We start from the raw sequence: 22,327 nt of genomic DNA on the forward strand, positions 1-22,327 counted from the left end.
ATTATTATAATGAAGTATTGATACCAAAGACAATTGTGCGGGCTCTTGGGTAGGCCGAATAATCAAAGCCTGGAGTTAAGGCCGAGTTACGTACGGAGACCTCCGGATCCATACCGCTGTAGTTTGTAAATGTTAATAGGTTTTGACCTGATGCAAACACTTTTAGCGATTTAATTTTTAGTTTCTTAAGAATATCATCACCAAAGTTGTAAGCTAAGGAAACAGTTTTTAAACGCAAATACGAGCCATCTTCAATTACTCTTGATGAATAAACACGCGGACCTTCGCCTCTTACACGCGGAATGGTGTTGCTGGGGTTTGTTGGCGTCCATCTATCAGCGTAGCTGGCAAACTGGTTTAAGTTAACTTTGTTCAAAGCATTGCCTTCAAACATCATTCTGTTAGCGTTATAGATGTCGTTACCGTATGACCATTGGAAGAAGATGTTTAAATCGAAGTTTTTGTAGCTGAAGTTGTTTGTGAAACCACCGATGTGCAAAGGCTCGCCTCGGCCAATAACGGTCTGGTCTTTTGCATTTACCGTTCCGTCGCCGTTTAAGTCTTTGTATTTTACGTCGCCCGGCTGAATGCTTCCGCGGGTGTTGCCATTGTCAACAATATTTCCTTTTAAACTATAACTTCCGTTCGGAGCAACATCAAACTCATCTAACTGATAGATGCCATCAAATACATAACCGTAAAACTGAGAAATAGGACTGTTTAACTTGGTCAGATATAATGGCGTTTCGGTAAAGCTGTTGTCCCAGCCAATTGCGCTGGTCATAGACTCTTGGTTTTGGGTAAGTTCCAAAACTTTAGAGCGGTTGAAACTGATGTTTAAGTTAGATGACCAGCTGAAGTTCTTCGTTTTAACGTTAGTGGTGTTTATTGCAAACTCGAAACCTTGGTTGCGTACTTTTCCGATGTTTTTAAAAACGGTTGAGTAGCCCGTGGTGTAAGGCAAATCTGCATTTAACAATAAGTCATAAGTGGTTTTGCGGTACCAATCTGCAGTTAAATTAATACGGTCATTAAACACGCCCAAATCATAACCGATGTTTGTTTGCGATGTGCTTTCCCACTTTAAATCTGGGTTGCCTAACTCAAGTGGCACCGCACCTAAATTAATTGCATTGTTAAATGCGTATGGCGAACCGGTTGGCTGACCCAGTACCGAAAGGTACGCGAAATCTGTAACGCGGTTGTTTCCGGTAACACCGTAACCAACCCTTAACTTGGCATCGTTAATGAAAGTTAAGTTTTTCATAAAGTTTTCGCTGCTCATCCTCCAAGCAAAAGATCCTGATGGGAAATAGCTCCATCTGTTGCCCGGTGCAAATTTGGACGAACCATCTGCACGCATACTTAGGGTGGCTAAATATTTTGATTTATAACCGTAATTTACACGTGCTAAATACGAGCTTAAGCGATTTACAGAACTGTAAGCATCTATAGTTTGAGGCGTGCCTTCATCCAAACCGTTAATTCCTAAAGATTCATTCGGGATTTGTATGGCAGCAGCACCATGGCGCTGTCCTCGGTCTTGCTGAAAAGTGATACCCGCTACAGCATTAATATCGTGTACCTTGTTATAAACTTTGCGCCAAGTAAGCGTGTTTTCATTTAACCAACGCGTAACCTGAGTGTAAATAACCGAGCCGTTTACGCCGTTTACACCGCCGGATGAGAACGGATTGCCGTAAAAGGTCTGGCTATTGTTAAAACGGTCGTTGCGTCTTAGGTTGTTAGTTACACCGCCCGAAATTTTTAAAGTTAAATTTTTATTGAATTTATATTGCGCATAAGAGTTTACAGATAAATTGTTGTACGTAGCGCGACGTAACTCGTTTTTAGCAGCTATAATTGGATTTACACGGTAGTCGTTACTTCCGTCGATATCTGGGTCCAATAAGGTTTCGTCCAAATTATATCCCGAGCCACTTAATGGGCGATAGCCCCAAGTGCTATAAAGTAAGTTGTTGGTAGCCGAGTTTGTTCCTTCTGTAGGGATAACGCCATCTGCCACGTAATTGCTGTAATTAGAGTTTACCACGAAGGTTAGCTTGTTGTTAACCGTTTGGTTAAGGTTTATTTTGCCTTGGTAGCGTTTAAAGCCCGAGTTAATGATGATACCCTGTTGATCGTCAATAGAGCCACTGATATAGTATTTGGTATTATCAGACCCGCCACTTAAAGACAAGTTATGCTGTTGCATAGGCGCTGTGCGGAAAAGCTGGTTTTGCCTGTCCACACCTTGTACATTTTTATAATCATCTACGGTTTTACCTAAAGAATCTAGATACAAACGGGCGGCTGTGCTTGGGTTAAGCTCTTGTTGAAATTTTACAAACTCATAAGCCGATAATAAATCCATGGTTTTGATATTTTCCTGAAAACCATAGCTGCCATTGTAGGTAATTGTTGGCTCGCCTTTTTTACCCGATTTGGTGGTGATGATAATTACACCGTTTGCCCCCCTTGAGCCATAAATTGCGGTTGCCGAAGCATCTTTCAACACCTCTATAGATTCAATATCATTTGGGTTGATGTTGTTGTTTTCAGATGATTCGATAGGGAAACCATCAATTACATACAATGGAGAGTTGTCTTGTGTTAAAGAGTTTTGGCCACGGATAACAATACTTGAACCTGCGCCAGGCTGGCCATCCCCAGAGCTTACCTGTACACCAGCAAGCCTTCCGGCTAAAGCCTCGTCAAAAGATTTTACCGGCGCTTTTTGCAAGTCTTCCATTTTAACCTGACCCACAGAACCTGTTAAATCACCCTTTTTTACGGTGCCGTAACCTACAACCACCACTTCGTTTAATCGGCTAGGGGTAGTTTGTAAAGAAATGTTAATGATGGTTCTTTCACCAACGGTGGCTTCTTGCGTGGTAAAACCCAAATAAGAGAACACTAAAACAGATGTTTTTTTAGCTACGGTGATGGTGAAATTTCCGTTTACGTCGGTAACGGTGGCGCTTTGCTCGTTTTTAGCTTTTACGCTAACGCCAGGAAGCGGAAGACCTTCATCGTCAACCACCTTGCCCTTCACAATGATTGCCATTGCATTGTTTGCAACCGCAAAAACCGGCTGAGCAAACCACAAAATGGCCATCAGTAAGCTTAAACGAGGAAGAACCTTCGTGATGTAATTACTTTTCATGCGATTTTAACTTAGAAAATGAAAAATTGGTTTATCAAACTTAACGATAAAATAATTACGTACAAATTTTTTTTAAAAAATGTGTTCGATAACACCATAGTTTAAAAGGGGTTGTTGTCGAACACACACTAAGTATAAAGTGTGCGCTAACGTGTGTTAAACCGGCAATATTTGTCACAAATTCTTTCCCAGCACAGCATGTAATTTTTTTGTGATAAAAGCAGGAAAAATAGTGGCTATCAGCAAAAAAGCTCGCGAAAAAGATGTGAAGACCTAAAAATGTACGTAAAGCAAAACGGAGCTATATCAAGCTCCGCAAATTTTGTGCAATTATTAGTAATCAATTTTATTCTTCGGTACCTATCCAATGACGTACGGTACGGTCAATCTCATCATTTTCAGAAAGTTCTAACAAAGTAATATTGGTTTGGTGCGCTAGGGTGGTGTTACGCGGAAAAGCAAAACCGTATCCTTGTTTATAATAAGCGGCCTTGGCGATGTATAATTTTTTAGATTGGTTGCTTTTTAAATAGTATAATAATTGTGGACGGTCGTAAACAACAGCGTCAACTTCTCCTTCGCTCAGTTTTTTGAAGCAATCTGCTAAGCTTTCCAATTCTACAGATTTAACGCCATGTTCGTTTAAAAAGTCGACAGACGGAGAGGCGCTTAAAGTGGCCGCTTTTTTTCCGTTTAGCTGTTCGATATTTTTAATGGTATGGTCACCCATGCCGGATAAGGTTAAGGTACTTGCAATGCCGGCAACCATAGATGTTGCAAAAATTATAGAAACCACCATCCAGCTGCCTGCTATAATACGGCCCCACAGTGTGATAGGAGCTTTATCGCCGTAACCCGTGGTAGACATGGTGACGATAGCCAGCCACATGCCGGTTCCAATTCCTTCTAAGGGTTTGTGCGAAAACTGTTCTGGCGAGGCTTCACGCTCTGCAATCCAAAGTAAAGTACCTACCAAAGAAAGGATAAATACAAATATGGCTACCGCTATAAGTAAATTGATGCTGAAAAACGGACGTATTTTTTCCCAAATGTTGGGTTTATCAAACCTGGAAACAATGGCTAAGCTGGATTGGTAATAAGGTTGCGAAAAACGCATGTGCAATACCCGCTCTGAGGTAATACTTACCGGGCCAACCACTAAATCAACTTGGTTAGAGTCAAGCGCACTTAAAGCAGCATGCACAGATGGGTATGCAATAAATTTGTAATCCCAGCGGTTTTTAACCGCCACCTGATCCCAAACTTCCACCGCTATGCCTTGTGGGTTTTTCCCCTGTATCACGAAAGGTTGGCCACCCGCTAAAGCGACTTTAAGCTGTTTTTCTTGTGCATAAGCGGTAACGGCAGAAAATAAAAATATCTGAATAAAAAGGAATGCAAAATGTTTCAAAACGGTTGATTTAAATTGAAAATTGAGCGCAAAAGCACCAAAAAAATATAGATATGATTGGGAAATTAGAAATTCGGACGGAGAAAAACAAGAACGGCGCGCAGAACAATCATCCGAACATCAGGTTCCGAAACAACAAATGCGCTATCAGGGACTTCTACTAATGCGCTTATAAAGCAAAAACCTTCAAGTCCCAATATTCTGCTATGAGCGGAGCCATTTGCCTAAAACCAATGTAACCCTCCCTTAAAAAATCGCCGTACGTTTTGCCGTCGTCGCTGTAGTTTAAAATAGGTAAATCGTTAATAAAGAAGCGGACTTCTTTAGTGGTTTTTTCAATCCTCATCTCCATAGGCGCCATAATATCTTCAACGTTTGGGATAGGATCCGCACCTTGCGCCACCATGTTTGCGCCGTAGCTTTTACGCAGGTTACAAAGGTGAAAAGCACGTTCGGTATCGTATCTCCTACGGAAGTAAGCTATATGAAAGGCGTTTATCTCGCCACGGTTGTATTGTTGATATTCGCCTTCTCTTTTTGCCAAAGACCTATCAAACAGATCGCTTTTGTTTTTTCCGTTGGCAGCAAAAAAAAGCATGGCTAAACCGGGTTCTTTCAAAGGCAAAAATTTATAGCTGATGCTAATATTGTCCGGGAATTTCTGATCGCACCAAAACACAAAATTGCTTTTTTGCCCCAGGTTTGGGTCAAGCTCATTTTGCATACGTAACCTGCCGTTTTCAAAACTTAATTTTGCCTGCCCCTCTAGCTTAAAACCTTCAATGTCTTTTGCGCTGGACAAGGGATTTCCGTAAATCAGCTTTTTGTTTTGCGTGCCAGCCTCGGGTGTATCATTGTTAAATAAGGCTGTAGGCTTGCTTAGCAAGAGCGCTCCGGCCGGAACAAGTTTTAAAAAAGCTAATCGGTTAATCATTTTTAAGCACTGGCTACTTTTTGTTCGGCTTCAATAATACTTTTTATTTCGGATTTATGCGACCAAAGTTTCTTGAAAAGCTGGAACTGTGAGCGTGTGCGCACGAGGTTGTGTGTTGGGTATGCAGTTTTATAATAGGTGTCGCCTTGTAAATAATCTGTTAAAAACCTAATGCCCTGCATGTAGGGGAATAAAAACACCGCCAGGTACAAAGATTCCACCTCTTCGGGAGTTAAAAAGTTGCCAGCTTCTTTTAAATAACCCTCTGTATATGCCTTAAATAAAGACATGTTCACATTTATTTTACTAATGTCGGCCTCGTCTTCTTCGGCGGTATTTACCAAAGAGCGTATAGCATCGCCAAAATCATAAGCTACATAGCCGGGCATCACCGTGTCTAAATCAATGATGCAAATTACCCGGTCGTTTTTGTCAAATAAAATGTTGTTAAACTTGGTGTCGTTATGTGTAATGCGCGTTGGCAGTTTGCCTGCTTGGCCCATTTCGTAAAGGCTGCACATAAATTCTTCATAGCTTTTGATCAGCTCAATTTCTTCTGGTATTTCTTTAACGCGTCCTTTTACATCATCGGCCAAAGCCTGATAAAAATTGTTTAAGCGGAATTTGATGTTGTGAAAGTTTGGCAAAGTCTCCGTGAGTAAAGTAGCATCCATATCTGCCAGCATCCGCTGAAAGCGCCCAAAAGCTTCGCCGCCTTCATAAGCCTGCTTGGCCGAGCTTACCAAATCATAACTTACCGAATCTTCGATAAAATGATACATTCGCCAAAAATTGCCGTCCTCGTCTTTAAAAAACAAAGAACCTTTTAGCGTGGGAATCAGGGTAAGTACGCGTTCAACACCGTTTTCTGTCTTAAACTCGCCGTTTAGCTTATGATCCAAATGCGCAGAAACGCGCGCAATATTAACAACTACGCCCTCTACATCTCTAAAAATATGATGATTAATACGCTGTAAAAGGTAATCTGGACTGTTTGTTTCGGCGTTTTTTATAAAAATGGTGTCATTGATATGGCCAGAACCAAAAGGCTTAGCAGATTCGATATCGCCTTCAATTGCAAAATTTTTTGCAATGTTTTGGATTTTGGAGATGGAGAAAGTGGCGGTGCTCATGTTTTTTAGCGTTTGCGCTTATATAAAAGTTTTGATATCGGCGATGATCTGCTTGGCCAGTTTATTGGCTTTTGCTTCGTTCGCCGATTCGGAATAAATACGGATAATAGGCTCGGTATTAGATTTTCTCAGGTGAACCCACTCGTTTCCAAATTCTATTTTTAAGCCGTCAATAGTGCTTAAATGGTGCAACCTATATTTACCTTCCATCTTTTTCAGGATGCCGTCAACGTCCATCCCTTGCGCTAAAACAATTTTGTTTTTAGAGATGTGATAACTTGGATAAGAGGCTTTTAAAGCCGAGATGCTTTTGCCGCTTTTGGCCAAATGGCTTAAGAATAAAGCAATGCCCACCAATGCATCACGGCCGTAATGTAACTCCGGGTAAATAATGCCTCCGTTGCCTTCACCGCCGATGATTGCCTGGCAATCTTTCATCATGTTTACCACATTAACCTCGCCCACGGCAGAGGCTTGGTAACGTCCGCCTGCTTTCTCTGTGATATCGCGCAAAGCACGTGTAGAAGAAAGGTTAGAAACGGTATTTCCCACTTGTTGCGATAGCACATAATCGGCAACCGCCACCAAGGTGTACTCTTCGCCAAACATGCTTCCGTCCTCGTTTACAAAACATAAACGGTCAACATCTGGGTCAACTACAATGCCCAAATCGGCTTTATTTTTCACAACAGTTGCCGATATTTCCGTCAGGTGTTCTGGCAAAGGCTCAGGGTTGTGCGGAAACTCTCCGTTTGGCTCGCAAAACAATTTATAAACCGTTTTAACGCCTAACGCATCTAACAAAGCCGGGATAAAAATTCCGCCCGATGAGTTAACGCAATCAATCGCGATTTTAAAGTCGGCTTTTTTTATGGCTTCCACATCTACCAATGGCAATGCTAAAATTTGGTCAATGTGTTTTTGCAGATAGCTGTCATCATAAGTTACAGATCCTAAATCATCGACTTCAGAAAAAATAATATCCTTGCTGTCGGCAATCTTTAACAGCTCTTTACCGTCGGCATCGCTAATAAACTCGCCTTTTTCGTTCAATAGTTTAAGCGCGTTCCATTCTTTAGGATTATGGCTGGCAGTTAAAATAATGCCTCCGCCGGCTTTTTCCGCCGGTACGGCAATCTCCACGGTTGGCGTGGTAGAAAGGCCTAAATCTACCACGTTTAAGCCGATGCTTTGCAAAGTGCCCACCACTAAATTGCGCACCATTTCGCCGGATATGCGGGCATCGCGACCTACAACAACCTTGTTATTTCCGGTTTTGGCAAAAATCCATTTGCCATAAGCCGCGGTAAATTTTACGATATCTGTAGGCGTTAAACCTTCGCCGGCTTTGCCGCCGATGGTGCCGCGTATACCCGAAATTGATTTTATTAATGTCATGATGTTTTTCTTTTAGTATCTCCAGCGCACAAAAGCCTCTATTGCCTCATACTCTGCCAAACCTAAATCATTATAAGCTTTAGCGGTTTCACGGGTGCGGTCTTCAGCGCGTACCCAAAACTCGCGGGCATCATCTCCAGGGAAAACCGGGATGTCTTTTTGCGATTGGTGTTTGAAGATGGCATGTCTTTTACGCAGCACCTCTTGTGGAGATAGCGGTACGGCCATTTCAATTTCGTCAATTTCAAACTCGTGCCAAGCACCTCTATAAAGCCACAGCCAGCAATCTTTCACCCAGTCTTCGCTTTTTTTCAAACGCACTAGCGCCTCCAAAATAATGTTAAAGCACACTTTGTGCGTGCCGTGCGGATCGGCAAAATCGCCGGCGGCAAAAACCTGGTGCGGTTTTACTTTTTGCAGCAAAGCCATGGTTTGCTGTATGTCGTCTTCAAAATCGACGTTTTTTGAAACTTTGCCCCTGTCATAAAAAGGCAAATCCATAAAGTGGATGTTTTGGTCTGGCAAACCGGCAAAACGCGCTCCGGCAATAGCTTCACCTTTTCTGATTAAACCTTTTACAGTACGCAGTTCTAGCGGATCTGGCTGGTTGGGTTGTTTGGTTTCCAAAAAACTGCGGGTTTCATTGTAAATGGCTTCCAGTTTTTCGCTAGGTTGGTTTTGCGCTTTCGCAAAGTCGATATTAAACTCCATAAAGCGCAGCGCATCCTCGTCCCACACTGCCGTATTGCCCGATGTTTGGTAGGCTACGTGCACATCATGGCCTTGATCTGCCAGGCGGATAAAGGTACCGCCCATAGAAATCACATCGTCATCCGGATGCGGAGAAAATACAATTGAGCGTTTTTTCGCTGGTTCGGCACGTTCTGGACGTTGCGAATCATCCGCGTGCGGTTTACCGCCCGGCCAGCCGGTAATAGTATGCTGTATTTTGTTGAAAATATCAATGTTAATGTTGTAAACCGGGCCTTTTTCGGTGGCCAATTGTGCCATGCCGTTGTTGTTGTAATCTTCTTCGGTAAGTTTTAAAACCGGTTTTTGTAAGGTTTGGGCCAGCCATATTACCGCTTTTTTAATCTGCGGAGCGGTCCACTCGCAATCTTTTACCAGCCACGGCGTAGCAAAGCGGGTAAGGTCCGATGCCGCGTCTTGGTCTAAAACAAACTCGACATTATTGGATAGCTGTAGGTAGGTTGCAGGCACTTCCGAAGATATTTCGCCCTCAACCGCTTTTTTAACGATGGAAGCTTTTTTCTTGTTCCAAGCCATCAAAATGATTTGCTTGGCTTTAAAAATGGTGCCGATCCCCATGGTAATGGCTTTGGTAGGTACATTTTCTTTACCGCCAAAGTCGCGCGAAGCATCACGGCGGGTTAAATCATCCAAAGTGACTAAACGTGTACCCGAGTTTGGCGCCGAGCCCGGTTCGTTGAAACCTATGTGGCCCGTACGGCCGATACCCAAAATTTGAATGTCTAAGCCTCCGTAAGAGGAAATCTTTTTCTCGTAAGCCGCACAAAACGGAACAATCTCATCTTCGGCCAGGGTGCCGTCTGGGATATGCACATTGTCCATGTTAATATCTACATGGTCAAAAAGCTGTGCTTTCATAAACGCCACATAACTTTGCGCAGCGTTAGGCTTCATGGGGTAGTACTCGTCTAAATTAAACGTTACCACGTTCTTAAAACTTAAGCCTTCTTCTTTGTGTAAACGGATTAATTCTGCATAAACTTTTACCGGCGTTGCGCCTGTTGCCAAGCCTAAAACCGTGTGTTTGCCTTCTGCACCGTTAGCGGTAATTAAATCGGCAATTCTTTTGGCCACCGCAACAGATGCGGTGTTATCGTCCACATAAATACTGACAGGCAGTTTTTCGAAGCGTGTTTCGTCTAAAAGATTGAGTCTAGTGATAGTCATAGCCTTACTAAAGGTTTTTATTCGTTTTGTAATTGGAGTATAGCAAATGTAGTAAAATATGTTGTGTGCGAACACATTTTTCAAAAAATATTTTATTTTTCTGATTATTAACGTTTTGTGGTAAAGTTAAAATTTGAATGTTGAGGCGCGCACACATGACTACTTTGCTATTTTGGAAGTCCGTAAGCAATTAGTCGTTAACCCGGTTAACCAAACAAGCGTATAGGTGCGCTTTTACCATATGCCCCATATGTCTAATTTTGGTGAACATTTTGTCCTGATGGTAATTTGCAAGTTCCTGGCCTAAGGCTAAGGTTTTCTCCAGAGGTGCAATTTCATCCTGCAAAGAGGCTTCAAAAAGCTCGCGCAGGCGGTACCTGCCCAGTTTTACGCGATGGCTAATGATGCTTCGTTCCTCTTGCTGGTACTGCTTCATAGATTGCTCATTGATAGAATCCATCCCTAAAAAAACCAAGTTGTTGTTCTCTTTAAAATACTGCGGCAGGTATAGTTTAAGTCGGCCTTCATAGCTTTGTTGGTCAAAGTCAATAGCGCGTATACGGTATTGGTTGCCTTCAATATCTGGCGTAATTTCCACCACAAAGTTGTACGAACGCATATCGCCCAAAAGGCGCACAAAACAGCGTTCGTTAAACTTCACAAACTCTTTGCTGATACGCGTTTGGTTAAACTTTACGTCGTTAATGTATTCATCTACAAATACGTCTCCGGGCAAACCGGGAATGTGCTCTTCAATTAAGGTTTCTTTGTTTGTGATGTAATTAATGCGGTTGGGCGATAAAATATGCTCCAGTTCTAGCCCGTAAATACGTGATGCATCGGCGCGTTTTACATAAAAATGGTCGTAGTTGTCGTTTAAGCGATTGATAATTCGCACACGGAAGGGCTTAGAATTTCCGAAAGAGCAGTAATCGATACGTGCAACGGAAAGATGGTTCATCACCGTAAGTCGCCCGGCGGCGTGCATAATGGCATAAATGTACTTTAACCCGGCATAAAGCTCCTTCATCTCGCTTTCATCGTAGTAAACCGTTTTCCAGAGGGTGTCTTTCCCGTTTTTGTCCAGCAGAGGAGTAGATAAATTAAAGCGCAGCATATCCGAGTATTGGATGGGCAAATCGGCTTCGCGCTCAAATTTTATCAAATAATTCCTAAGCGGTTTTTGTATGGGATAAAAAATCTTCTTTTTAGACGGAACGTCGTTACGGTCTATGTGCAAAGTCATTGGTCTAAAATTAAAGTTTTTGCAGAATTTTGTGTGCTTCTGTTGCCGCCACTTGGCCCGAGATAATAGCCGGAGGCACGCCCGGGCCGGGTACTGTAAGTTGACCAGCGAAAAGTAAATTAGTAATTTTTTTTGCGCGCATGGCCGGTTTAAAAAAGGCGGTTTGCGCCAGCGTGTTGGCTAAACCGTATGCATTGCCCTTGAAAGAGTGATAATCATGTGTGAAATCTTTTAGGGCGTAGCTGCGCTTCACTAGCTCGTGTCCGCGGATTTTCTGCTTGGTGATGCGCTCAAAACGATCCAACATAAGATGGTAATATTGTTCGCGCAGGGCTTCGTTGTCTTCCAAACCGGGAGCTAGGGGGATTAAAAAGAACAGGTTTTCCATGCCAGCCGGGGCAGATGCTGGGTCGGTTTTGCTCACGCACGAAACGTAAAACAAAGGTTTGCTTGGCCATTTCGGTTGTGTATAAATTTCGTGAGCGTGCGCATCCAAATCCTCGTCAAAAAACAAGTTATGGTGCAAAATGCCTTCAACTTTTTTATCTAATCCAATATAAAAGAGTAATGATGAAGGCGATAAAGTACGGCTTTGCCAATAGGCTTCATCATAATTACGGTACGGTTTTGCAATTAAATTTTGCTCTATAAAATGATAGTCGCCAGCGGCAATAACAAAATCTGTGTCAAAAGTGCCTTTGCTGGTTACCACTTGTTTAGCGCTGCTGCCCTCAATTTCAACTTTTTGTACTTCGGTGTTCAGCAATATGTTTACACCTTGGTCTTTGGCCAATTGTGTCATCGCTTTTACAATCTGGTGCATGCCACCGTTAGGGTACCAAGTGCCTAAACCTAAATCCGCATAGTTCATTAAGCTGTACATGGCCGGTATTTTTTGTGCGGTAGCACCCAAAAACAACACCGGAAACTCTAGCAATTGAATCAGTTTGGGGTTTTTAAAATATTTGCGGACATGTTTGGCCATGGGCTTCAGCATGTGGATACGCAGGCTTTGCAGCATTAAGTTAAGATCTAAAAACTCGCCTAAACCATGTGAGGGCCTAAACACGTAATCGCCCATGGCATGTTTATATTTGTAGGCTGCCTGTTCCATAAATGCACGTAAAGCTTTGGCGCTACCGGCCTCATATTTTTCAAATAAAGCTTCCAATTCGGTCATATCGGCGGGGACGTTTACGTGTTCATCGGCAGAAAAATAAACCCGGTATCCTGGGTCTAAGCGCTCAAGCTGGTAAAAGTCGCTTACTTTTTTTCCAAAAAGCGCAAAGTAATTTTCAAAAATATCGGGCATCCAGTACCAGCTTGGGCCCATGTCAAACGTAAAACCTTTGTTTTCCCAAATGCGGGCGCGGCCGCCGGTTTGCTCGTTTTTCTCTACCAACGTAACTTCATAACCCTGCTTCGCCAATATCGCGGAAGCGGCCAAACCCGAAAAACCCGCTCCAATAACATGTATTTGTTTTTTTAAGTGCATATTCACTGATAATTCTAAAATTAGCTATTTTGTTTTGCGCAACTCAAAACAAAAACAACAAATTGGCGTAATTACAAAATATTACAGCGCAAATTATGGATCTCTTTACCGAAACGTGTTTCCGATGCAGTAAAATCATCACCCAAAAATACAGCACCTCTTTTAGCTTGGGCATACGTGCTTTTTCAGAGAATTTGCGCTTTCCTATTTACGCTATTTACGCTTTTGTACGCTATGCCGATGAGATTGTAGATACCTTTCATGATAAAGACAAAGTTGCGCTGATGCAAAAATTCCGCGCAGATACACAAGAAGCCATCGATACCAAAATTAGTTTAAATCCGGTTTTGCAGGCTTTTCAAACAGTGGTGAACAGCTATGCAATTGAGTTTGATTTAATAGATGCGTTTTTGCGTTCCATGGAAATGGACCTTAACAAAAACACGTATAATGAAATCGCCTATCAAAACTATATTTACGGCTCGGCAGAGGTAGTTGGCCTGATGTGTTTGCGGGTGTTTTGTAAGGGCGATGATGCGCAATACCAGTTATTGTTACCTTATGCAAAAAGGCTTGGCGCCGCTTTTCAGAAGATTAATTTTTTAAGAGACATTAAGTCCGATTTTGACGAGCGCGGGCGCACTTATTTCCCAAATGTGGATTTTAATCACTTTACAGATGCCGATAAAAGCCTAATTGAGGCGGATATCAAAGCGGATTTTGATACTGCGTTGATGGGCATAAAACAGCTTCCGGCCGATTCGCGTTTGGGTGTCTACATCGCTTTTGTATATTACGTGCAACTTTTTAAAAAAATTAAGCGGAGCAGTGCAAAAACTATTGTCCAAAAACGTATCCGTGTGTCCAATTCGCACAAACTTATTTTAATGGCCGAAGCTCTGTTCCGCAATAAACTGAAACTTTTCAGCTACTCATGAAAATTAGTGTTTACATTCTACTTTGTTTTTTTACCTTAACTGCCAGTGCTTCCATTGATATTAATCAGTTGCGTAAAGATTATGTGGCATCTGTAAAAAGCTCGGCAAAAGCCGATGAATTGTGTGAAAAATTGGAGGCAGTAAAAAATCCGGACGCGTTGATTATGGCTTACTTAGGCTCGGTGCAGGCCGTTAAAGCCAAACACGCATGGAATCCGGTAAACAAAATGGCCTTTTTAAAAAAGGGGTTTGCAATCTTAAATAAAGCGGTTGAAAAGGACCCTAACCATATTGAAATACGTTTTTTGCGTTACAGTTTGCAGTATTACGTACCGGCATTTTTAGGTTATAGCCATAATTTGGAGGCCGATAAAGACAAAATTGTGCAACTGGTTAAAAACAGCGAGCGCACGCAGCTAAAAGTGCCAGCAAATGTTTTAAACAATATTGTGAAATTTATGCTCGAGAGTAAAAAATGCAATGCGCAAGAGCAAGCCATCTTAAAAAAAGCCATCACGTAAATGGATCAAAAATATAGCTACCTACTCATTAATTTATGTACGGTGTTTTTTCCGCTTATTTTATCCTTTGATAAAAAGGTGCATTTTTATAAAAAGTGGAGATTTATTGCTCCCGGCTTAGTAATTACAGGCTTATTGTACCTGATTTGGGATTGTATTTTCACCTTCAAAAATGTGTGGTCCTTTAATTCAGATTATATTATTGGCTGGCGCTTTTTCGGTTTGCCCTTAGAAGAAATCCTCTTTTTTGTGACCGTCCCTTTTGCTTGCATTTTCATTTACGAGTGTTTAATCGCCTATTTCACCATCAGCATTAGCGAAAAAATTGTCCGCATAATAAGCGGGTTGCTCATTTTTATCAGCTTTGTTTTGGCTTTGCTTTTCGCCGACAGGCTTTATAGTCTTATCAATTTTTTAACCGTTGCTTTAGTGTTGCTGTACACGGTGCTTAGGCCTGTCAAATTAAATATGGGCAGGTTTTATGTGGCTTATGCGGTTTCCTTGCTGCCTTTTTATATGGTTAACGGTGTTTTGACGGCTATCCCTATCGTGAGCTATAACAATGCAGAAAATATGGGCTTGCGTGTGGGTACCATTCCTTTTGAAGACCATTTTTATTCAATGTCGTTGATTTTGATGAATTTGATTTTCTTTGAACATTTTAGAAGCAAAAATGGAAGAAGATCTGAAACTGCCCGAGTATAGCAAATCACAACTGGCATTGCGCAACGGGCAAGATAAACCGCAGATTTGGGTAGCATATTTGGGCAAAATTTACGATGTAAGTGCCAGCAGGCTTTGGCGCAACGGGAAGCATTACGAGCATTGGGCCGGTCAAGATTTGACGGATGAGCTAAAAGACGCGCCGCACACACAAACGGTTTTTGCAAAGTTTGAGATAGTAGGAGTTTTAAAATAGGAAAATTAACAGCTTTATTTATAGTTGCTTTTGTGGTTTTTGCGCCTGGGCGATGCTAAAGTTGTCAAAATATTTTGCAGAATAGATTCTTATGGCTATTTTTGCAATCCGATTTAAGGGAAAGCGCAAGGCTTTCTTACTTAAAAAATAAAATGGACCTGTGGCTCAACTGGATAGAGCACTTGACTACGGATCAGGAGGTTAGGGGTTCGAATCCCTTCAGGTTCACAATATTAAGGTAAAGCCTTTTTGCCACAGCAAAAAGGCTTTTTTTATAACGAAAAAATTATGCTAAACATCGTTCTCTTTGGCCCTCCGGGCGCTGGTAAAGGCACACAATCACAAAATTTAATTCAGCAATATCAACTGGTTCATTTATCTACCGGCGATATTTTGCGTGGCGAAATCAGCAATGGAACTCCGCTAGGTTTAGAGGCTAAAAAGTTGATGGATGAAGGCTTGTTAGTGCCAGATGAGGTTGTTATCGGGATGATTTCTAATAAGCTAGATCAAAACAAGGGTGCTAAAGGGTTTATTTTTGACGGTTTTCCGCGTACGGTTGCACAAGCCGAAGCATTAGATCAACTATTGGTATCTAAAAACGAAGCTATTTCGGGCATGGTTGCTTTAGAGGTAGAAGAAGAAGAGTTGCAGAAGCGATTGTTATTGCGCGGAAAAGACTCGGGACGTGCAGATGATCAAAACCCGGAAATTATCAAAAAGCGCGTTTTGGAATACACCACTAAAACGGCTCCGGTAGCCAACTTTTACCGTTCGCAAGGCAAATTTCACTCGGTAAACGGAATTGGAAGTATCGAACAGATTTTTTCTGACATCAAATCTGTTGTAGATAAACTTTAATTCAATAAAAGGAATCTAAAAAAAAACTGCTTGATGGTAATCCTCGGGCAGTTTTTGTTGTTTTAACCCAAAATCCATCAAACTCATTGCGCAATGTCTCAGGGAACCAATTTTGTTGATTACGTAAAAATTTCCTGTAAATCCGGTAAGGGTGGGGCAGGCTCTGCTTATTTACACCGCGATAAAAAAACCGCGATGGGCGGCCCGGCTGGTGGCGATGGCGCAAGAGGCGGACACGTTATTGTTAAAGGCAACGCACAATTGTGGACCCTTTTGCATCTGAAATACCGCAAGCACGTTTTCGCTGGCGATGGTGGGGCGGGTGGCGCGACTTTAAAAAGCGGTAAAACCGGGCGCGATGAAATTTTAGAAGTGCCCTTAGGTACTGTTGCTAAAGACGCCGAAACCGGAGAAATTTTATTTGAGATAACCGAAGACGGCGAAGAGCAAATTCTTTTACCGGGCGGAAAAGGCGGTTTGGGTAATGCCCATTTTAAATCGCCTACGCACCAAACGCCACGCTACGCACAGCCCGGTATGCCCGGAGAGGAGGCTTGGCGTGTTTTGGAATTAAAAGTATTGGCAGATGTTGGTTTGGTGGGTTTCCCTAATGCAGGTAAATCCACTTTGCTATCGGTAATTACCGCGGCAAAGCCAGAAATTGGCGATTATCCTTTCACTACCATCGTACCTAATTTAGGTATAGTAGCCTACCGCGGGCATCAATCTTTTGTGATGGCAGATATTCCTGGCATTATTGAAGGCGCCTCCGAAGGCAAAGGTTTAGGTTTTAGGTTTTTAAGACATATTGAACGGAATGCGGTTTTGTTATTTATGGTTCCGGCAGATACGCCGCGAAGTATTAAAGAAGAATATGATATTCTGCTGGCTGAGTTAACCGCATATAATCCAGAGCTGTTACAAAAACCAAAGGTAATTGCCATTACCAAAACAGATTTATTGGACGACGAATTGCAACAAGAAATGTTGGCGCAGTTGCCAAAAGGTATTCCGTCCATATTTATATCTTCTATCGCAAATAAAGGTTTGATGGAATTGAAGGATATGTTGTGGAAGGCGATAAATGGGTGATTTTGGAGGTGGATTAACTTTAAATTAACATCCATCGTGTTAGGGTTAAAATAAAACTAATAATTCACTGTGAGATGTTTAATAAATGCCATAAAGCGAGCTTTGCTTTAAGGAGCATCACGCCAGTGAAGAACTGGGCCAATTAGAAAATATGTCTTTTTTCAAGGTGAATTTTTATGTATTTAAAAATTTAATTGTTTGGTGTGTGTTTTGTTTCTGTAAAATGTGTTTATTTGTACACAAATTTGGTGACCGTATATGATTGACGTATTCGTTTGCTTTATTTAATCATCACTTTTATTTTAAATTATGGGATTTAAACATATCGATAATACCCCTAACGGTAAGGTTTATGATGCTAAATTTGTTGCTAGAGCATGTTCAAATAAATCCATGGAATTAGTGAAACGTCCATCAACTTCAAAACTTGTTCAGCTAACCCAAGAAGATTTAGATAAGCTCAGATGTAAAGCTTACGCTTATTTAATTCCTTAATGTTTGAAAAAACTTTTCCTTTTTCAAAAGTAGGTCACGACAGAACTCACAACAAAAAATATCTTATTGAGGTATTTACGTATAATTTTAAAGCGGATCGTACCTGGTATTTGGTAGAGGTTGAACATTATCAACATAACATCTACATTCTTAAATTTTATTTAAAGAAGCACAAGAAACACCCGAACAAGTATAACATGATGTCGGGTGAATTCCAGTGTGCGAGAGTAATAGCAACCTGCTTAAAAATTTTATTGAAAATTTATTTCGATAACCCTCTTGCTTCTTTTGGTTTCATAGGTGCAAATACAATTCAACCAGATAGGCAGATATACGAACTAAAGTCTAACACGAAACGTTTTAGAGTATACCAAACAATGTTAACTACAAAAATTGGAAAAGAAACATTTACCCATTTTCACAACGTTTCAAAATCTACATACTTGATGGCTAATAATCTTGTAGATGTAGGCAAGCTAAAGAAAAATGCCGAAATTATGTTCTCAGAAGAATTTCCCGAACTTTAACATAAAACGTCCTAGCGAACGTCATGACTTTTTATTTTAGTTTTTTCTTACTCAACAATTTTCGCTTTTAATTTATCTAATGTCTCCAATATACTTCTAAGATCTTCCAGAATTATAAATATCCATATTTGTATAGCCAAACTGGAAGTAAGAATAGACGATTTTTATTCGAATCTCCTGTTTTAGAAATTATATTGTCCAGCTTAATATATTTTCCATGTTGTAGTGTTGCAATTTTAACATCCCCATTACTTAACCTTTTGAAATCCACGTCTCTAATATTTACCTTTGCAGCTCACTAAATAAATAACTATGTCATCAGTAGAGACAAATTACCTTCCGTACAAAGTGAAGGACATTTCCCTAGCTGCCTGGGGAAGAAAAGAAATTGAATTGGCCGAAGCAGAAATGCCGGGTTTAATGGCTTTGAGAGCAGAGTTTGGCGCAAGCAAACCGCTCACCGGAGCACGTATTGCAGGTTGTTTGCACATGACCATCCAAACTGCAGTTTTAATTGAAACATTGGTTGCTTTAGGTGCCGATGTTACTTGGTCGTCATGTAATATTTTCTCCACGCAGGACCACGCGGCAGCGGCCATTGCGGCGGCAGGCATTCCGGTTTATGCGTGGAAAGGTTTAACCGAAGAAGAGTTTGATTGGTGTATAGAACAAACTTTGTTTTTTGGCGAAGAGCGCCAGCCTTTGAATATGATTTTGGATGATGGCGGCGATTTAACCAATATGGTTTTAGATCGTTTTCCGGAATTGGCAGCAGGTATTAAAGGTATTTCAGAAGAAACTACCACCGGCGTTTTGCGTTTGCACGATAGAGTTCGCAAAGGCACTTTGCCTATCCCCGCCATCAATATCAACGATTCTGTAACTAAATCAAAATTTGATAATAAATATGGTTGTCGCGAGTCTTTGGTAGATGCTATCCGTAGAGCTACAGACGTTATGTTGGCCGGTAAGGTAGGCGTGGTTTGCGGTTATGGCGATGTTGGTAAAGGTTCTGCAGAGTCTTTAGCGAAAGCCGGTGTGCGCGTTATCGTAACAGAAATTGACCCGATTTGTGCTTTACAAGCGGCAATGGAAGGTTACGAAGTGAAAAAATTAGCCACAGCGGTTAAAGAAGCTGATATCATTGTTACCGCAACCGGAAACAAAGACATTGTTAGAGGTGAGCACTTTGAAGCGATGAAAGATAAAGCCATCGTTTGTAACATCGGCCACTTTGATAACGAAATTGATATGGCTTGGTTAAACAAAAACCACGGCGCATCAAAAATTGAGATTAAACCGCAGGTTGATAAATACACGCTTAACGGTAAAGACGTGATTGTTTTAGCCGAAGGTCGTTTGGTGAATTTGGGTTGTGCAACCGGTCACCCTTCTTTTGTAATGTCTAACTCTTTTACTAACCAAACATTGGCCCAATTGGAGTTATGGACAAACTCACAAGCTTATGAAAACAAGGTTTATGTATTGCCAAAAACTTTGGACGAAAAAGTAGCTCGTTTACACTTAGCCAAAATTGGCGTTGAGTTAGAAGAATTATCTAAGGAACAAGCTGATTATATAGGTGTAACCGTAGAAGGTCCTTTCAAATCTGATGCTTACCGTTATTAAGTATCAAGATTTTTAGTATAAAGTATCAAGAACCGCTCGGCATTTCCGAGCGGTTTTTTTGTTTTAATTTATTTATCTGATCTATGGTAATGGTTTGGGCGTTTTAACACGCTGTCCGTTGTATCTTTTTGCAAAAAAAGCAAAAAGGATGTCACTTCCATCGTTAACGCAAACCTATAAGAATGAAACGTTTATAAAGCAAATAAACTTAGCTTCGGCTATGCTATTTGTTAAAAAAGTGTTTCTCTGCTTTTTCGGCAATTTGGCCTCCAATAGCTAATGCTGCGGTTGCGGCAGGCGAAGGTGCGTTTAACACATGTATAGAGTGGTTGCGATATTCGATCCTGAAATCGTCACGCGTATCTCCGTCTTGGCTTAGCAACAAAGCCCGCACGCCTGAGCGTCCGGGTTTAATGTCATCCATTGTTAAGGATGGAATTAATGCCTGTAAAGTTTTCAGAAATAGCTTTTTGGAGAAGGCCCTTCGGTATTCGTTAATTCCGAATTGCATATTTTTGAAAAACAGCTTCCACGTGCCTTTGTAGGTTAAAGCGTCGAAAGTATCTTTAAAATTAAAATCTAGTTTGTTGTAACCCTCTCTTTTAAAAGTGAATACGGCGTTAGGTCCGCATTCAATTTCGCCGTTGGTCATCCTTGTAAAATGAACGCCTAAAAACGGGAAATCAGGATTTGGTACCGGGTAAATCAGATTTTTTACTTTGTGTTTCCCTTGCTCGGTAAGTTCGTAATAATCGCCACGGAAACCTACAACCTGCTCTTTTAAATCTAAGCCGTCTTTTCTGGCTAACCTATCTGCTTGTAAGCCTGCGCAAAAAATTAGGTGCTTTGCCTTAAACTTTTGCGTGGTGCCAATCAGGATCGAGCAAGCGTCTCCGTTTTCGATATCTAACACTTCCTCGCCTAAAACTGTTTTAGAATTACTGTTAACAGCCAAGGCGTTAGCAATCATTTTTTCGGTAGCATCGCGGTAATCAATAATTCCAGTGCAGGGTACTAAAATGCCTGCAATGCCTTCTACAAAAGGTTCGTGTTCTTTAATCTGTTTGGCGTTTATTTTTTCAATCCCTTCAATCTTATTCGCTAAGCCAATATTGAATATTTTATCAAGGTAAGGAAGCTCTTCTTTTTTGGTAGCTACAACCACTTTTCCGCAGATATCATGTGGCACATTGTTGGCTTTGGCAAACTCAACCAGCTCGTGCCTGCCTTTAACGCAGTTTTCGGCTTTTAAAGAACCTGGTTTATAGTACAGGCCCGAGTGGATAACCCCGGAGTTGTTCCCCGTTTGATGATCAGCGAAATGCTTTTCTTTTTCAATTAAAATGATGTTTAGCTCGGGATTTCTTTTTTGTAGCTTGTAAAAGGTTGCGGCGCCTACAATTCCTCCGCCTACAATTGCAACATCGTATATCGTATTTTCCAAGAGTTTTTTTTTGCAAAAGTACTTAATTTAAAAATGTTCATATATCGTGGTGGGAAAAATATAGGAATTTCTCATCTCATTTCGGTTCAATAATCATATTATTAAGAAGTGATGAGCTAGCCTTTGCGCAGACGATTACGGGTAAATTTCAATATCACTGCTCCAACTCTTCATAATGCAGTACATCCAAAAACACCTTTTCGCCGTTTACAAAAGGTGTAAACTCGGGGTCGTGCACTAAGATGATTTTACTCTCTACTACCACTTCCACTTCTTGGAAAGCGCCGCTAAAATGAGTGGATTTTACAATTGCCTCCGCACTTCCGCTAGTGTACGATAATTTGATTTGGTGCGGATAAACCGCAAATTCTGTTTCTTGCTTAGGTAAAAAGCTGAGGTTTTTGAGCAGGTTGGCTTTGCCCAAAAGACTAGCTACGTAAGCTTTTTGCGGATGCAGATATAAATTGCGCGGATGGCCTTGTCTAACAATTTTCCCTTTCTTCACAATCAACAGCTGGTCCGAGAGGGCCAAGCCATCAGTAGGATCATGCGATACCATGATAACGGTTATCTTCAAAAATTTGGCGAGCCGTTCAATATCATCCCGTAACTGGCGCTTTAAAATGCTGTCTATTTGGCTAAACGGTTCATCTAACAAAAGCACTTTGGGTTCTGTAATTACCGCGCGGGCAATAGCCACACGTTGTTGCTCGCCGCCGCTTAACTCCACAATCTTTTTTTCTGCCAGATGCTCTATGCGCAAAAACTCCATAGTTTGCAAAGTCAGCTGGCTTTTTGCTTGTAAATCTGTATTTGAAAGTTGTGATGCGATATTGTCGAAAACCCGTGCGTAAAGGTTTAAGGTAACTTCTTGCGTTACCATTTTCATCTCGTCGTGCCCCGGAATCAATTTCTCTGACGGACCCTTAATCTTCTCGCCTTTGTAAAGCACTTCTCCGCTTTGCGGGATTAAATAGCCGTAAATGAGCTTCAATAAAGTGGTTTTACCGCTGCCGCTTTCGCCTAAAATGGTGACAATTTCGCCTTCGGAAACTTCCAAAGAAATACCCGATACGCCAGACGCAATACCTTCTACAAAGTTTTTACTTACATTTTTTAGCTGAATCAAAGACATTTTCTAATACGTTGCGAACGGGGGCGTAAAGATAGAAAAATTGCT

At 41.3% G+C, this 22,327-nt stretch carries 19 protein-coding genes and 1 tRNA gene; 10 read left to right on the top strand and 10 right to left on the bottom strand.

The genetic code is table 11. From position 1 onward, the window contains the following. Positions 1–4: 4 nt before the first annotated feature. The 8 genes from BCY91_RS08245 to BCY91_RS08280 all read right to left on the bottom strand — a co-directional run bounded on the left by BCY91_RS08245 (position 5) and on the right by BCY91_RS08280 (position 12,721). Positions 5–3,166 (bottom strand): SusC/RagA family TonB-linked outer membrane protein, encoded by a 3,162-nt coding sequence (locus BCY91_RS08245; protein WP_245989039.1) that lies wholly within the window; start codon positions 3,164–3,166, stop codon positions 5–7. A gap of 346 nt (positions 3,167–3,512) precedes the next feature. After that, positions 3,513–4,577, bottom strand: coding sequence for a transporter substrate-binding domain-containing protein (locus BCY91_RS08250; protein ID WP_120181467.1), 1,065 nt, complete (start codon positions 4,575–4,577; stop codon positions 3,513–3,515). 169 nt (positions 4,578–4,746) lie between these two features. After that, positions 4,747–5,511: a DUF1961 family protein gene (locus BCY91_RS08255; RefSeq protein WP_120181468.1), complete on the bottom strand. Its 765-nt coding sequence runs from the start codon at positions 5,509–5,511 to the stop codon at positions 4,747–4,749. Between the two features lie 2 nt (positions 5,512–5,513). After that, a complete protein-coding gene (locus tag BCY91_RS08260; protein WP_120181469.1) occupies positions 5,514–6,644 on the bottom strand; it encodes a phosphotransferase enzyme family protein in 1,131 nt (376 codons plus the stop codon). 18 nt (positions 6,645–6,662) lie between these two features. Further along, a complete protein-coding gene (gene glmM, locus BCY91_RS08265; RefSeq protein WP_120181470.1) occupies positions 6,663–8,042 on the bottom strand; it encodes a phosphoglucosamine mutase in 1,380 nt (459 codons plus the stop codon). Positions 8,043–8,054: 12 nt separating this feature from the next. After that, entirely contained in the window at positions 8,055–9,980 is a 1,926-nt protein-coding gene (nagB, locus tag BCY91_RS08270; protein ID WP_245989040.1) for a glucosamine-6-phosphate deaminase, read from the bottom strand. A gap of 190 nt (positions 9,981–10,170) precedes the next feature. Next, positions 10,171–11,226 carry a hypothetical protein gene (locus BCY91_RS08275; RefSeq protein WP_120181471.1) on the bottom strand — a complete coding sequence of 352 codons (1,056 nt, stop codon included), beginning with the start codon at positions 11,224–11,226 and terminating at the stop codon, positions 10,171–10,173. Positions 11,227–11,236: 10 nt separating this feature from the next. Next, entirely contained in the window at positions 11,237–12,721 is a 1,485-nt protein-coding gene (locus BCY91_RS08280) for a phytoene desaturase family protein (protein WP_120181472.1), read from the bottom strand. A gap of 95 nt (positions 12,722–12,816) precedes the next feature. On the opposite strand from BCY91_RS08280, the gene BCY91_RS08285 reads away from it, so the two are divergent. From BCY91_RS08285 to ahcY, 10 genes are all read left to right on the top strand, one after another. Further along, the gene (locus BCY91_RS08285) at positions 12,817–13,659 is read left to right on the top strand and encodes a phytoene/squalene synthase family protein (protein ID WP_120181473.1); all 843 of its coding nucleotides are present in this window, start codon (positions 12,817–12,819) and stop codon (positions 13,657–13,659) included. Further along, positions 13,656–14,180, top strand: coding sequence for a hypothetical protein (locus BCY91_RS08290; RefSeq protein WP_120181474.1), 525 nt, complete (start codon positions 13,656–13,658; stop codon positions 14,178–14,180). Before BCY91_RS08285 ends, BCY91_RS08290 begins: the two co-directional genes overlap by 4 nt. Further along, positions 14,181–14,885 carry a lycopene cyclase domain-containing protein gene (locus tag BCY91_RS08295; RefSeq protein WP_120181475.1) on the top strand — a complete coding sequence of 235 codons (705 nt, stop codon included), beginning with the start codon at positions 14,181–14,183 and terminating at the stop codon, positions 14,883–14,885. Beyond that, positions 14,854–15,099 (top strand): cytochrome b5 domain-containing protein, encoded by a 246-nt coding sequence (locus tag BCY91_RS08300; protein ID WP_120181476.1) that lies wholly within the window; start codon positions 14,854–14,856, stop codon positions 15,097–15,099. The genes BCY91_RS08295 and BCY91_RS08300 overlap by 32 nt, the downstream gene beginning before the upstream one ends. Before the next feature lie 154 nt (positions 15,100–15,253). Next, positions 15,254–15,327: transfer RNA gene (locus BCY91_RS08305), tRNA-Arg, on the top strand. 60 nt (positions 15,328–15,387) lie between these two features. Then, entirely contained in the window at positions 15,388–15,960 is a 573-nt protein-coding gene (locus BCY91_RS08310) for an adenylate kinase (RefSeq protein ID WP_120181519.1), read from the top strand. A gap of 93 nt (positions 15,961–16,053) precedes the next feature. Further along, a complete protein-coding gene (gene obgE, locus BCY91_RS08315; RefSeq protein WP_120181477.1) occupies positions 16,054–17,052 on the top strand; it encodes a GTPase ObgE in 999 nt (332 codons plus the stop codon). A 309-nt stretch (positions 17,053–17,361) separates the two neighbouring features. Further along, a complete protein-coding gene (locus BCY91_RS08320; protein WP_120181478.1) occupies positions 17,362–17,547 on the top strand; it encodes a hypothetical protein in 186 nt (61 codons plus the stop codon). Next, entirely contained in the window at positions 17,547–18,074 is a 528-nt protein-coding gene (locus BCY91_RS08325) for a hypothetical protein (RefSeq protein ID WP_120181479.1), read from the top strand. Before BCY91_RS08320 ends, BCY91_RS08325 begins: the two co-directional genes overlap by 1 nt. A gap of 312 nt (positions 18,075–18,386) precedes the next feature. Further along, positions 18,387–19,703: an adenosylhomocysteinase gene (ahcY, locus tag BCY91_RS08330; protein WP_120181480.1), complete on the top strand. Its 1,317-nt coding sequence runs from the start codon at positions 18,387–18,389 to the stop codon at positions 19,701–19,703. A 223-nt stretch (positions 19,704–19,926) separates the two neighbouring features. On the opposite strand, the gene lhgO is transcribed toward ahcY, so the two are convergent. Continuing rightward, entirely contained in the window at positions 19,927–21,147 is a 1,221-nt protein-coding gene (gene lhgO, locus BCY91_RS08335) for an L-2-hydroxyglutarate oxidase (protein WP_120181481.1), read from the bottom strand. A 154-nt stretch (positions 21,148–21,301) separates the two neighbouring features. Further along, a complete protein-coding gene (locus tag BCY91_RS08340) occupies positions 21,302–22,282 on the bottom strand; it encodes an ABC transporter ATP-binding protein (RefSeq protein ID WP_120181482.1) in 981 nt (326 codons plus the stop codon). Positions 22,283–22,327: the final 45 nt, after the last annotated feature.

Source organism: Pelobium manganitolerans (assembly GCF_003609575.1).
In the GTDB taxonomy this organism is placed as follows: Bacteria; Bacteroidota; Bacteroidia; order Sphingobacteriales; family Sphingobacteriaceae; genus Pseudopedobacter; species Pseudopedobacter manganitolerans.